Source organism: Advenella kashmirensis W13003 (assembly GCF_000506985.1).
Taxonomy (GTDB): Bacteria; Pseudomonadota; Gammaproteobacteria; order Burkholderiales; family Burkholderiaceae_B; genus Advenella; species Advenella kashmirensis_A.
This window is the reverse complement of the sequence record NZ_KI650979.1, coordinates 1,820,971-1,833,581: the sequence shown is the minus strand read 5'-3', so window position 1 is coordinate 1,833,581 and position 12,611 is coordinate 1,820,971. Positions and strand designations below refer to the sequence as shown.

12 protein-coding genes are annotated in these 12,611 nt (G+C 55.5%); 2 read left to right on the top strand and 10 right to left on the bottom strand.

What is annotated here, in order from left to right; translation table 11 throughout:
• Nucleotides 1-2: 2 nt before the first annotated feature.
• From efeO to W822_RS32390, 6 genes are all read right to left on the bottom strand, one after another.
• Entirely contained in the window at nt 3-1,181 is a 1,179-nt protein-coding gene (gene efeO / locus W822_RS32415) for an iron uptake system protein EfeO (protein WP_024004767.1), read from the bottom strand.
• A gap of 15 nt (nt 1,182-1,196) precedes the next feature.
• A complete protein-coding gene (efeU, locus tag W822_RS32410; RefSeq protein WP_024004766.1) occupies nt 1,197-2,030 on the bottom strand; it encodes an iron uptake transporter permease EfeU in 834 nt (277 codons plus the stop codon).
• Between the two features lie 250 nt (nt 2,031-2,280).
• The gene (locus tag W822_RS32405; protein ID WP_024004765.1) at nt 2,281-3,597 is read right to left on the bottom strand and encodes a PQQ-dependent sugar dehydrogenase; all 1,317 of its coding nucleotides are present in this window, start codon (nt 3,595-3,597) and stop codon (nt 2,281-2,283) included.
• Nucleotides 3,590-4,030 (bottom strand): DUF2231 domain-containing protein, encoded by a 441-nt coding sequence (locus tag W822_RS32400; RefSeq protein WP_024004764.1) that lies wholly within the window; start codon nt 4,028-4,030, stop codon nt 3,590-3,592. The genes W822_RS32405 and W822_RS32400 overlap by 8 nt, the downstream gene beginning before the upstream one ends.
• A 228-nt stretch (nt 4,031-4,258) precedes the next feature.
• A complete protein-coding gene (locus tag W822_RS32395) occupies nt 4,259-5,005 on the bottom strand; it encodes an anti-sigma factor family protein (RefSeq protein WP_024004763.1) in 747 nt (248 codons plus the stop codon).
• Nucleotides 5,002-5,496, bottom strand: a complete 495-nt coding sequence (locus tag W822_RS32390) for a sigma-70 family RNA polymerase sigma factor (RefSeq protein ID WP_024004762.1) — start codon at nt 5,494-5,496, stop codon at nt 5,002-5,004. The genes W822_RS32395 and W822_RS32390 overlap by 4 nt, the downstream gene beginning before the upstream one ends.
• Nucleotides 5,497-5,742: 246 nt before the next feature.
• Between W822_RS32390 and W822_RS32385 the strand changes: the two genes are divergently transcribed.
• Nucleotides 5,743-6,846: a catalase family peroxidase gene (locus W822_RS32385; RefSeq protein ID WP_024004761.1), complete on the top strand. Its 1,104-nt coding sequence runs from the start codon at nt 5,743-5,745 to the stop codon at nt 6,844-6,846.
• Nucleotides 6,847-6,854: 8 nt separating this feature from the next.
• Nucleotides 6,855-7,397 (top strand): cytochrome b, encoded by a 543-nt coding sequence (locus W822_RS32380; RefSeq protein WP_031242488.1) that lies wholly within the window; start codon nt 6,855-6,857, stop codon nt 7,395-7,397.
• 4 nt (nt 7,398-7,401) lie between these two features.
• On the opposite strand, the gene W822_RS32375 is transcribed toward W822_RS32380, so the two are convergent.
• The 4 genes from W822_RS32375 to W822_RS32360 all read right to left on the bottom strand — a co-directional run bounded on the left by W822_RS32375 (nt 7,402) and on the right by W822_RS32360 (nt 12,593).
• Nucleotides 7,402-9,807 (bottom strand): membrane-bound PQQ-dependent dehydrogenase, glucose/quinate/shikimate family, encoded by a 2,406-nt coding sequence (locus W822_RS32375; RefSeq protein WP_024004759.1) that lies wholly within the window; start codon nt 9,805-9,807, stop codon nt 7,402-7,404.
• 295 nt (nt 9,808-10,102) lie between these two features.
• A complete protein-coding gene (locus W822_RS32370; RefSeq protein WP_024004758.1) occupies nt 10,103-10,945 on the bottom strand; it encodes an amidohydrolase family protein in 843 nt (280 codons plus the stop codon).
• A gap of 11 nt (nt 10,946-10,956) precedes the next feature.
• Complete coding sequence (locus W822_RS32365; RefSeq protein WP_034279519.1) at nt 10,957-11,664, bottom strand: fumarate hydratase C-terminal domain-containing protein; 708 nt, start codon at nt 11,662-11,664, stop codon at nt 10,957-10,959.
• Nucleotides 11,652-12,593 (bottom strand): fumarate hydratase, encoded by a 942-nt coding sequence (locus tag W822_RS32360; RefSeq protein WP_024004756.1) that lies wholly within the window; start codon nt 12,591-12,593, stop codon nt 11,652-11,654. Before W822_RS32360 ends, W822_RS32365 begins: the two co-directional genes overlap by 13 nt.
• Between the last annotated feature and the right edge of the window lie 18 nt (nt 12,594-12,611).

Genomic DNA, 12,611 nt, shown 5'->3' with positions numbered 1-12,611 from the left:
GACTACTCAAGTCCTAACGCCGCGTTCATCCGCTCGAAATCGTCGGTTAACGCACGCAGGGGTTGTAACAAGGTGTCCTGCTGCGTTTTGGACAGCACGACGGGGTCGGGCTGTCCGTCCTTGCGTTGTGCGCCCAGGGCTGCGTCCAGCTCAGTAAAATGTTGATCGAGGTTTTTTTGCAGGGCCGGCGCCGCCTTGTTCAGCAACGGACGCAGCAGGTCGGCAATTTTCCGGGTCCCCTCCAGCGTACCTTGCAGGTCCGACACGCGATACCTGTCATCGGTCTTGTTCCCTTGTGTTGCGAGATCATCCGCGTTACGCCGCAGCACTTTTGCGGCCGAACCGATTAATTGTTGTGGTTGCAGGCCCTGGCTTTGCAGACGTGTGCTCAGTGTGCCAAGATCTGCAGTCAACTGGTCGGCCACCGGAGCCAGATCCGTCAAGCTGCTTTCCTGCAGGCCATATTCGATCCGGTGAAAACCCATGAATTGGGGATCACTTTCCCGCTTTTCAAAATATTGCGCCCCCGCTTCCAGACGGGTATCCAGATCAGAAAAAAGCGCAGCCGCGGGTTCCAGGCGCTTATAGCCCTGATGGGCTTGCGGGTACGCAGCCTGCGCCCGCGACAAATCGCCGGCCTTGATCGCCGCCGCCAGTTCTTCTGCAGCCCGAGCAAGCGCTTTGGATTCGAGCGCCATATATACTTTGTATTCTGCGAGCGCACCGACATACCTGACCAGTGAAGGACGGGCTGCTTCGGCTGCAGACGCTTCTGACGGCGTCACGTGAAGAACGCCGCGAGGATTGGTCAGGAGACCGCAGGTAATATCAAACTTGCCAGGCTCAAGCTTGACCGTCATACTTTGCGAAAAGCCCGGCGCAATATTTTCGCGTTCTTCGACGACCATGACACCATCCAGGATTTCCCATTCGAGCGCCCGCTGGGACTGGTTCACGATGGTAAACGTGGTGCGACCGGCGGGGACGGTGATTTCGTTGGGATCACACACGTTGTCGCGGATTGTTACGACCACCGCGTCGCCATTCTTTTTGGTCGGTGACTTTCCGGCAAGACGGGACGCATACCAGAATGCGGCCAGTGCGACAACGACCAGAACAGCAGAACCGATTACTGCCAGACGCATCCAGAGTGATAAACGGGGAGATGAATTCGACATCATGGACCTATGATTGACTTACGGACGGGCCGGTGCGGGAGCGGATGCCTGTGGCTGCGACTGCAGGAAAATAAACAGGCTGATGAACAGGAAACCAAAATAGACAATCACCTCGCCCAGCACAGGTGCCTCCTGGTAGCCGAGCAATCCCGAGAGGAGCGCGCCAAGCGGACTGTCCAGGGGCAAGGTGTCGCTGAAATCAAAGACAACCTGCTGCAACTGGTTCCAGATACCCGCTTCATGAAATTTGCGCACAGCGCCCGCAAGCAAGCCTGCTGCCACGAAAAGCAGAAATATACCCGTCAGTTTGAAGAATCGGCGCAAGTCCAGACGCACACTGCCGGTATACAGCCCGTAGCCAACGGCAACTGAGAGTGCAATACCCGCCAGTGCACCAACAGGGGCCTGCCAATCAGCGCTTTGCTCGAAAATGGCCAGCAGAAAAAAGACCGATTCAAGACCCTCCCGCGCAACAGCCAGAAAGACCATGCCGATGAGCGCCCAGGCCTGGCCGTGGCTGCGCGCCAGGGCATGATCCACGGAAGCATGCAGTTGACCCTTGATGGAGCGTGCCGCCTTGCGCATCCAGAACACCATCGAGGTGATCATAATGACGGCGATGAGTCCGACCACGCCCTCGAACAGTTCCTGCTGTTTCTGCGGAAATTCGGCAGCAAACAGTTGCAGGCCCGCTCCGACAAACAACGAGAGCGCGACGGCCAGCAAAACGCCGATCCAGACCGCCGGCATCAAATTACCATGGCCGCCTTTCTTTAAAAAGCCCGCCACAATACCTACAATGAGCGCAGCCTCAATACCTTCGCGCAACATGATCAGAAATGGAATGAACACTGACGATTCCTGATGAAAACCGGAAAATGTAATTTTACTTTACAGTTTCTGAATTCTGGCTAAATGCGAATAGTAATCAGTATATTTAGTTGACGCAATACTTTACTGCCCAGGAATTGGCAAAAATTGCCAAGTGTTCAATTTATCGAAGCATTCAATGAACAGCGGTCGCCTGCTACGGGGCTCGAATAATCACTTGCCCCGTTTGCTGCGGACACGTCATTGACGTGCCCGCACAAGACAAAAAACACTACTGACCCGCGACCGTAACCCGCCAGACAGTATTGCCCACATCATCAGCAAAGAGAAGTGCGCCATCCTTGCCCTGAGTCAAACCAACCGGTGCACCAAAAAGATTTTCTTCGTCTTCAGACACAAAGCCGGACACAACAGGCTCCGCCTTTCCGGCTGGCTTGCCGTCGCTGAACGGGATGTAGCTGATCCGATAGCCGTTCAATGGCGATCGGTTCCAGCTTCCATGTTCGCTTACAAAGACGCCGCCCCGGTATTTCTCCGGCAGGTTCTGGCCGGTGTAAAAATGCACACCAAGGGGTGCCACGTGCGAGCCCAGGGAGTAATCCGGAACGATTGCCTTGCTGACAAGGTCCGGACGTTGCGGCTTGACCCGCGTATCAATATGCTGGCCGTAATAACTATAAGGCCAGCCATAAAAGCCCCCGTCCTTCACCGACGTGATGTAATCCGGAACCAGATCAGGCCCGATCTCGTCGCGTTCGTTCACGATGGCCCAGAGCTTGCCTGTTTGGGGTTCCCAGTCCAGTCCGGTCGGATTGCGCAGTCCAGAAGCAAAAATCCGGCTTGCACCGTTCTTTGCGTCGACTTCAAGCACCGTCGCGCGACGATACTCGACGGCCAGCCCGTTCTCGGTGATATTGCTGTTCGAGCCCACACCGACGTACAGTTTTGAGCCATCCGGACTAGCCAGCAGTGCTTTGGTCCAATGGTGGTTGATCGTATTCGGTAAATCGGTGAACTCGGTACCTGGATCCGACAAGCGGGTCTCGCCGGACACATAGTGGTACTTCATGATGTTGCCGGTATTGGCAACGTACAAGGTATCGCCAATGAGTTGAACGCCGAAGGGCGAATCAAGGTTCTCCAGGAAAGTGTGCTTTTCCCACTCGCCGGACCCACCTTTCTGTCTGAGAAGCGTGATGCGATTCCCTCCTTTGCCGCCCTTGCCCGAGCGCCCCATCACCTGGCTGGCGAAGAGCTTCTTGGGTGCTGTCACAGGGGCCGTTCCTGGTGAGTTTGTCTCTACAACCAATACATCCCCATTGGGCAGCGTATAAAGCTGTCTGGGATGTTCCAGATCCGTTGCTATCTTTTCGATCTTCAGTCCGCTGGCAACGGTTGGGGTCTTGTCGGCAGGCCAGCCGACACCGTCAGGCACTTGCATGGGCGGAGAGAAAAAATTCTTCGGCTCAGGAAGCGAAGGATTGGCACCAAGTTGATCGTCCGGACCCATGGATGCTTTGTCACCGCATGCCGCAAGCAAGGCGCCGAGTACCAAAGCGAGGGGTAAACGCCATTTGATCTTAGACATGACTCTGCCTCCCTGGTACATAGAACGTCGACGCGATGACGGTGGCCAAAGCAATGCATAAGACCGTAATGACAGACAGAATCAAACCTGACGGCATGACTGCATAGGCGTCCCGACTGTGGATAAATGCATTGAGAATGGCGGCCAGGATGCCAATGAAATTGAGGCCGAAATCCGCTTTTTCGGCGCCCGGTACCACACGCCCCCGGGGAATCCACACTTGGACAAGATTAATCAGGCGTGGAATGATGGCAAAAAACAAGCCAATTGTGATAAGCCATGCAGCACTTTTACTCCACATCATTTCTGCCGTCTGGAAATAGACGATGTCAAATATCAATGCAGCGACAAAGAATCCGAACGGAATGGGATTGAGCAACTGATATATGGAATGAGCTAATGATGACCGTGGCCGCTGTATCGGGGCAGTCATAAACACCTCCTCTTTACAAGTTTTAGCCGCTGTTTTATAGCGTGGCAAACGAAAGCAGGAATGGGCGCGACTATTGAACCATCTATATCATTCGAACACAGATGATTGTATTTTTCAATTAAATGCACTTTATTTTTGGTGAGTTATAGTTTCGGTCGGCCACCCACTACTGCATCTACGGCGAGAATGCGAACGTTGCAGTTCCTTGAATGACAGAACCCTCTCCATTCAGCCCGCCCCATTCATCACCACAGCATCGCTGCCTACCAGCGCATAATTGTAGCCCTTGTCCGACCAGTAGCGCGTAAGCAGCGCCCCTTCCTGTCGTTGCCCTTCCGGGAGCAGCTTGTTTCCCGGGCCCGGAGGCCGGATGTAGAATCCGGTTTGCCGGCCCACGTCATTCTTATACATTACAACGGCGGCCGGCCCCTCTTCGGTCACCAGCATACGGGCAGAGGCAGGATAAAAGCCCTTGCTGGTCAGGTCAGGCAGGCGTTGCGCATTTGAAAAATGCGTTGCCATCCATTGTTGCAAATCGGTCTCAGTCGCCAGCGCATCGGCACGCAGGGCCGGATTGTCGGCGAAGACGCGGTATGCCTGGATCGCGTCCTGCATAGGCAACGGGCGCGCGATCAGACTCGATTGCGATGCGGTTCCAGGATTGAGCTGCCACCCCGTCAAGCCGCCGACACAGAGGGCCACGAAAACGCTGGCTGCCAGTTTCCAGCGCATGTGGTTGCGTTCTTGCATGCGCTTACGGATCGCGGCCGGATCCAGCGCAGGACTCAACGGAGGCTCGGCCGTTTGCCATGCCGCCCGCAATTGAGCGGCGTCCTTGCGCCAGGCGTCCAGTTCCCGAGCCTCTTGCGGATGGGCAGCCAGATAGATGGCCATCGCTTTCTGCTCTTGCTGGCTCAACCGTCCGTCTACATAGGCGTGTCGCATCCTCTCATCAATGCGTAGATCGTTACTCATTTCAATATCCTCAGATGTGGCCTGGATTCACCGTCACAGGCATCGCGCAACGCGCCGCGCGCCCTCGAAAGGCGAGACATAATTGTTCCCAGCGGGACATCAAACATATCGGCGACAGCCTTGTAACTGAGCCCATCGACGCTGACCAGCCATAACAGGGTTCGCTGCGCTTCGGGCAACTGTTCGAATGCCTGCAGCGAAGCGCGCGCCTGCACGTGGCGTTCGGCCGATGGCGCATCATCGGCTTTGCGGAACCATTCCAATAGACGTGCGTAGCGCCTGGCATTACGCGTGGTATCAATGAACTGCCGATACAGGATCGAGAACAGCCAGGCTCGCAAATCCCCGTCCGGCCGGCGCGTATGCTGGTGTTTAAGGGCGCGTTCGATGCTCGCCTGCACCAGATCATCGGCAGTGGACGGGTCTTTGCTCAGCCACAGCGCAAAACGATACAGCCGGGGCAACAACTCGCGCAGCGATGCATCGGACATGTCATCCGTGATATCACCTTCGCTTTTGGTATCCGGCATCAGCGGTACATCCTCTGCGGGCAGATCATATTGCCCGTCCTTTTGGTTGAAAATAGAGTGCGTGTTCATGTCCTGCCCGGGTGATTGCAAACAATGCAAGGCCCCTGTAAGACGTTTGTGATTCGATATTATTCCATTTCGGAATAAAAAAAATGCGAGAACGTCTTTATCCACATGTGCAACAGGCCGACAGGCCGGAGAAGTACGATGCTGGAAAAGAAAGGATCTCGTCCGCCCGCGATGACCACCGGGCAAAAATTGATGCGACTCGCCGTGATCGGCGTTGCTGTGCTGGGCATTGGCGCCGCCTTTGGCTATACCGGGGGCTGGCTGGCCCCGCAACGCCTGACAGCGGATCGTATTGCCAATACATTCGAACCCGGCGGCAAGAGCCACCCGGGTTTCCGCCGCAATCACGCCAAAGGCGTTTGTGTGACCGGTCACTTTGAAAGTAGCGGCCAGGCGCAGGCGCTGTCGAGCGCGCCGCTATTTTCACCCGGAACCACCACCCCTTTAGTTGGGCGGCTGGCACTACCCGGACCCAACCCCTATGCACCTGATTCCAGTGTCCCTATCCGCAGCTTCGCACTGCGTTTCACCATGCCCGACGGTCAGCAATGGCGTGCCGCAATGAACAGCATGCCTGTTTTCCCGGTTGCAACACCGGAAAGCTTCTATGAACAACAACTGGCCGGCGCACCCGATCCGAAAACAGGCAAGCCGGATCCGGCCAGAATCAAGGCCTTTTTTGCCTCGCATCCTGAAACGGCCAATTTTCGCGAGTGGGTCAAGACAGCACGGCCATCGGCCAGCTTTGCCACCGAAGCCTATTACAGTCTGAATGCATTTGTGTTTATCAATGATGCAGGCACCCGCCAGAACGTGCGCTGGCGCGTGGTGCCCGTGGGCGAACCCGCTGCGGCCGATGCCACCCCGGAGCATGATCAGAACTATCTGGACAAGGATCTGAATCAGCGCCTGTCAGCGGGCCCCCTGCGCTGGAAGTTGATTGTCACCGTGGCCGATCCCGGCGACCCAAGCAACGACGCTACCCGACCATGGCCGGCATCACGCCGGCAGGTTGAGGCAGGCACAATTGTGATCGATAAAAGTCAGCCCCAGGACAACGGACCTTGTCGCGATATCAACTTCGACCCAACCGTTTTGCCGCAAGGCATGGCCATCTCGGACGATCCATTGTTGCCTGCACGATCTTCCGTGTACGCCGTCTCGGTCGACCGGCGCACCCACGAAGGACTGAGCCGCCCCATGCCATCCTCTTCGTCAGCCGCTTCGGAGCACTCAAGATGAATCAATCTATGAATCAAACACAGAATACGAGCTTCAGTCTCATCGCAAGAATGCTGCACTGGCTGATGGCCATTGGCATTCTGTCAATGCTCTTTATCGGCGTTGGCATGGTCACGTCCGTTTCCGAAAAACACAATTGGCTGCTGGCCGTCCACAAACCGCTGGGCGCCCTGCTGCTATTACTTGTGTGTTTGCGACTCATCGTGCGCATGATCAAGGGCACACCACCATTGCCGGCGGATTTGCCAGGGTGGCAGAAACGCGCAGCGCTCGCTTCACATTGGCTGCTTTACCTGCTTATGTTCACCATGCCACTCATCGGCTGGGCGATGGTTTCGGCCAGCGGTACGCCCGTCACCCTGGCCGGCGGCTGGACATTGCCGCCCATCGCACCAGATAATGCAAATGTGTTCGCCGTGCTGCGTTCAACCCATCGATACCTGGCCTATTTATTGTTTGCGACTGTATTGCTGCATCTGGCGGCAGGGTTGTTCCATGGGTTGATCAGGCGCGATGGAGTATTGGAGTCGATGACCCGCAATCGCGCCTGAAATACTACTTCTTCAATCGGAACGCTACCACCACATCGCCCTGCTGCGTGCCAAGCGAACCGTGACCACCAGCTGCGATAATCACGTACTGCCTGTTATCCGCTCCCATGTAGGTAGATGGCGTGGCCTGGGCGCCGGCCGGCAATTCGGTTTCCCAAAGCATCTCGCCGGTATTGATATCATAAGCACGGAAGAAATTATCTGCCGTTGCGCCATGGAACACGATATCACCCGCTGTTGTGAGCGGACCGCCGTGCGCCACCATGCCCATCGGAAAGCCAATGGGAAAGCGCATGGGCAGAAAGGTGGTCTGCAGATTTTTGGTATTGCCGATGCGACGCATCCAGGCCGTTTTGCCGGTGGTCAAGTCAACCCCGACCATGCGACCCCACGGCGGTGCAATGCACGGCACCCCAAGAGCTGAGGCGAACTGCCGAATCTGGGTGGCGTACGTGCCTTCAAAATTCTCGTTCCAGTACGGGGTATCATCCTTGGTAAACAAACGTTTGTCGGCCGTTTCGGGCGTACGCTTGATGAGATTATATTTATAGGCCAGACGGACCGGTGCGCCGATCAGAATCTGGCGCTCGGGGTCAATAGCCACTGAGCCCCAGTTGAAGGCGCCGATATTACCTGGGAAAATCAGGGAACCGGTTTCGGTGGAAGGCGTCCAGGGGTTGCCATCGTAGCGCAATGTATTGAACTCAATACGGCACGCCATCTGATCGAATGGGGTCATGCCCCACATGGATTTTTCAGTCAGCGGCTCAGGAATGAAATTCAGGGCCGACACCGGCTGCGTTGGCGCATAGGTTTCACCTGTCAGACCTTTGGTCGAAACATCAACCTGCTTGATGGGATACACGGCCTCGCCGGTCAGGCGATTCAGGACAAACAGATTGCCGACTTTGGTGGGCAACACGACAACTGGCTGCTTTTGGCCCTGGTAATCGATATCCAGCAGCGAGGGCTGCGATGGATTATCCCGATCCCACAAATCGTTCGCAGAGGACTGGAAGCGCCATTTAAGTGCGCCGGTTTTCAAATCCAGGGCAACCAACGCATCACGAAACTTCTCGGTATTACTATTGGGGTCACGCTGATCGCTCAGCAGATCCGGGGACGCGTTACCGAATGGCACGTACACAATGCCATTTTTGGTGTCTGCGCTCAGCGTCGCCCAGGCTACTGGCGTGTCCTGAGGATAAGTCTGACCTTCAGCAATAGGCTGCGTGTTGTCGGGATTGGCCGGATCAAAGTTCCATACCAGGCGCCCGGTTGTTACGTCATAGGCCCGAATCACGCCCGAAGGATTGCCTTTGTCATATCCGTTATCCATGACAGAGCCGCCCACAATGACCAGGTTACCGGCTACCAGCGGCGCCGCGGTTTGCATCAATGCATGCGGACGAACTTCGCCCATATTGGCGCGCAGATCAACTACGCCATCCTTGCCGAAATCCGCGCAAAGCTTGCCCGTATCGGCGTCCAGCGCGATCAGGTCGGCACCTGCCGTGGCGCTCAGGATGCGCTTGCTGCATACGGCTGCCTGGGCCTGAGCGGGTGCGGCCGCGGGTGTTGAATCGGCAGGCGATGTGCCTGCAACGCTATTAGCAGCGTAGTAACTTACGCCTCGGCAGGTCTGGTGCTGCTGCAAATAAGAGCGATCTTTTTCCGGCGCATATTTCCATTTCAGTTCACCGGTTTCCGGGTTCAGGGCATGGACTTCATTATGCGCGGTACACAGGTATACCGTGTTGTTGACTTTCAGCGGCGTAGACTCAAAGGTATACTCGCTGGCGTCTTTGTCCTGACGCAGATCACCCGTGTGATAGGTCCAGGCCACTTCCAGATCGCCGACATTGTCTTTGGTGATTTGCTTGAGTGCGGAAAACCGCAAGCCGTTGTTTGTACCACCATAGGCCGTCCAGTCATTCTGCGCGACGGCAACATCGGCGACATTGCGGTTGCTTGTCAGATTGCCTTGCTGCGGATACGGATCGTAGAACATCATGCCAATCACAAGTATGATCGCAAAAATGACGGTGCCACCAAGGAAGGGATGAAAAACGCGGTCAGCGGCCGGGTCCTGTTTCCTGAACAGAGGACGCACCACCCACGGTAATGCCAGCCACAGACCGATCAGACCGATAATATCGCCACGCGGAATCCACTGCCATTTATCGAAACCGACTTCGTAGACAATCCAGGCCATCACGATCCACATGATGACTGCATAGACCGTTAAGGCCACGGCGCGATTTTTAAAAAGCAGGAAAGCGGTAATCAGAAGCCCGATTGCCAGGATGGCGTAGAACGGCGAGCCGCCTGCCATCAGCAGTTGACCGCCCATGTATAACATCGCCAGACCCACGAGCGCGATGACGATGCTTGTTAACTTATTAATCATGATAGCTCCTTGCTGCAGGATACGTTGAGATAACAATTAACTGTTCAAGCAAGGGTGTGTCGGTGATGTTCATACGAGCGGAAAGAATACATTACAGATGTGAATTTTATGTGATTATGATACTCCCAGTCCGGGGATTATTGTTGCACAAGGAAAAAAGTTGAAAAATCAACAATTAAGGAATTTGTCAGAAAAAAAGAAACTCTCTGACTCGCACAGCTTCCCAGCATACTGACAAAAATCGGGGCGCAACAGGTTCGACGCATCCTGCCCCCCTTGAGTTTGGTGGAGTCGTTTAACTGCCCAATCCCAGCAATCGGCTCGCGTTCCCCCCCATAATTTTGCAGAGATTCTCTTGCCGTATGGGCAAGCTCTCAAACCATTCCTTATACCCCTTTATCGGGCAAAACGGGAAGGAGCTGGCGTAAAGCATGCGGTCTGCAAGGAACCCGTCTGCCGCCTTCACATATTCTTCCCATCCCGCCATTCGTGAAAAGTACATGTCAGGTGAGAGGTAGACATTGCTGCGACGAAACGCAATGTGCAAAATCTGCGTTACCCAGGGCCATCCACCGTGAGCAAGCACCACTTTCAAATTGGGGAAGTCGGCCAACATTCGGTCTGTGCGGATGGGGTCCGAATAACTCAGATCGGGGCCAGCCGTGCCACCCACCATCAGAATAATGGGGATATTTCGGTCCTCGCAGTGCGCATAGATGGGATACAGGCGCCGATCGTCGGCGTACATGGGCACAGGATAAGCGCCCGGCTCAATATTGATCAGCCGGAATCCCGCTGCCATTGAATCGTCAATACTGCGGCAAGCTGAGATTCTATTAGTGGGATCAATGGAGGCCGCCCCAATAAACCGATCACCGTGTCCGTTCATCAGTGCCAGCACATCGTCATTTGAAATACTGCCCAGCATGCCTGCGAGCCGGCCGACCACAACTCCCTGGCCCACACCTGCGGTATCCATTTCAGCAAGCGTCATCTCCATGGACTGTTGCTGCGCTGCCGGTGACGGTTCAAAGCCAACCGTTCTGGTAAAACCATCGCGGCGCTCTCCCTGAGCATACATCAACGTCGATAAAAACTGACCAACGGGCGGACGCAAGCGAAAGTCTATGATTGTCATGCATTATTCTCCTACATCACTTCATTTTTACGGTCGCTGGTTTCTCCGAACCGGTGCAGTGCCGGCTCCTTGAGTCCCGCGTAGAGTTCATCGATCCGGGCATTGACCTGTTCGCCATGCTGATGGAAAAGCGAGTTCCCATTAATGTCGCTTTCAACAATGAACGGGCCGAAGTCTTTCACTTCAAACAGCCACATGGCTTGCGCGATGCCCAGTTCGTCCAGCCAGAAGACATCGCGAACGCGCTTGATGCCACGGCCCAGCAAGGCACCGGTGCCGTAACCGACGGTGGTCAGGTACACTGCGCCATGGGGCACCATGATGTTGGCATAATCATCATGCGGCATACCGCCCTTGCCAATCACAATCCTGGTATCCGTCATTTCCAGCCAATTGCTCATCCATTTGGAAAAGCGGAAACTGGCCGTGGCGGTGACGGCGCCTACGTTGTAGTCTCCGTCGGGCGTCACCGCCGCTGCCGGCGAGCAATGAAAATTGACGTTGCTGAGCTTTTTCAGGTCGACGGGCAAGGCTTCGCCGTTACCCAACACCTTTTGATAGACGCCTTCCCTGGCGGTGTAGACTACCCCGCTCATATAAACCACCGACCCGATTTCCAGACTGGCAATATCTTCGGGCGTGGCTGGCAGGTTGATTCTGAAGACCTTCAGGTCTTCGTCCTGACTGCTGTCTTTATCCTGACTGCTTATCGGTTCCATTCGACTGTCTCCCTTCGTGTATAGGGCGTAAACCATTGCGGATCGGTTCGATATTCAATGCGCCCGTCTGCGTGAATTCTGGCGGTCGCCCGCCGCGATGACAGGCAGAATGTGTGGATGCTGACCGGCATTCCACCCGTATGGGTATAGCCCACCTCGATATGGCAATCGACCACCATGGATGAACCCACGAACCCCATGGCACCCATGCCGATCGAATTGCCGAGTTTTTTCAACTCCATTTCCAGCTCCGCGATTTTCGGGTCTGGATTGCGGTCACCCACGGTTCGCAGGCATGCAGCCTGCTTGCCCAGTTGCATACAGGTGTCCTTGGAGCCGCCAATACCAATGCCGACGATCGCGGGCTGGCACGCCAGTCCGCGCTTGCCGAATGCGATCAGGCCGTCCAGTACAAAGCGCTTGATGCCGTCAATGCCATCGCCCGGGAACAGCATGCGATAGTCTGTCCCGAACAGACCGCCCTTATGCACGGTTGTGATATCAATCCAGTCGGCATCCGGCTCGAATGACCAGTCGATTTCCGGCGCGTTGATGCCCACGTTGTTGTTGTGCTCGGTGCGCCACAGCGGATGCACGCGGTTCGGACGCAATGGAATGGCAACTGTAGCATCAGCCGTCGCCTTGCGCAGGGCACGCTCTATGCCGATGAAGCCGGTTTCAACGCTGGCGTGATTGCCCATTTTCACGTAGTAGCGCGGCACGCCGGTATCCGCGCACATGGGTCGCCGGTCTTTGCTCGCTGCCTCCCAGTTGTCAACCATGGCATGCAGCACGAAACGCGGCAGCTTGCCGGTCTCGGTTTTTTGCATCGCTGAGATACCATTACTATAGTCTTCGGGGATATCAATGGCGGCACGTTTCATAATCTCCAGCGCCGCTTCCTCGACGGTATTTATATCAATTGCCATATTTTGCCTCCTGCATAT

Bases quoted from the DNA above. Each gene is read 5' to 3' on its own strand.
- W822_RS32405 (WP_024004765.1), bottom strand. From the start codon at position 3,597: ATGTCTAAGATCAAATGGCGTTTACCCCTCGCTTTGGTACTCGGCGCC.
- W822_RS32390 (WP_024004762.1), bottom strand. From the start codon at position 5,496: ATGTCCGATGCATCGCTGCGCGAGTTGTTGCCCCGGCTGTATCGTTTT.
- W822_RS32385 (WP_024004761.1), top strand. From the start codon at position 5,743: ATGCTGGAAAAGAAAGGATCTCGTCCGCCCGCGATGACCACCGGGCAA.
- W822_RS32365 (WP_034279519.1), bottom strand. From the start codon at position 11,664: ATGGAACCGATAAGCAGTCAGGATAAAGACAGCAGTCAGGACGAAGAC.
- W822_RS32375 (WP_024004759.1), bottom strand. From the start codon at position 9,807: ATGATTAATAAGTTAACAAGCATCGTCATCGCGCTCGTGGGTCTGGCG.
- W822_RS32360 (WP_024004756.1), bottom strand. From the start codon at position 12,593: ATGGCAATTGATATAAATACCGTCGAGGAAGCGGCGCTGGAGATTATG.
- W822_RS32370 (WP_024004758.1), bottom strand. From the start codon at position 10,945: ATGACAATCATAGACTTTCGCTTGCGTCCGCCCGTTGGTCAGTTTTTA.
- efeO (WP_024004767.1), bottom strand. From the start codon at position 1,181: ATGATGTCGAATTCATCTCCCCGTTTATCACTCTGGATGCGTCTGGCA.
- W822_RS32380 (WP_031242488.1), top strand. From the start codon at position 6,855: ATGAATCAAACACAGAATACGAGCTTCAGTCTCATCGCAAGAATGCTG.
- W822_RS32395 (WP_024004763.1), bottom strand. From the start codon at position 5,005: ATGAGTAACGATCTACGCATTGATGAGAGGATGCGACACGCCTATGTA.
- W822_RS32400 (WP_024004764.1), bottom strand. From the start codon at position 4,030: ATGACTGCCCCGATACAGCGGCCACGGTCATCATTAGCTCATTCCATA.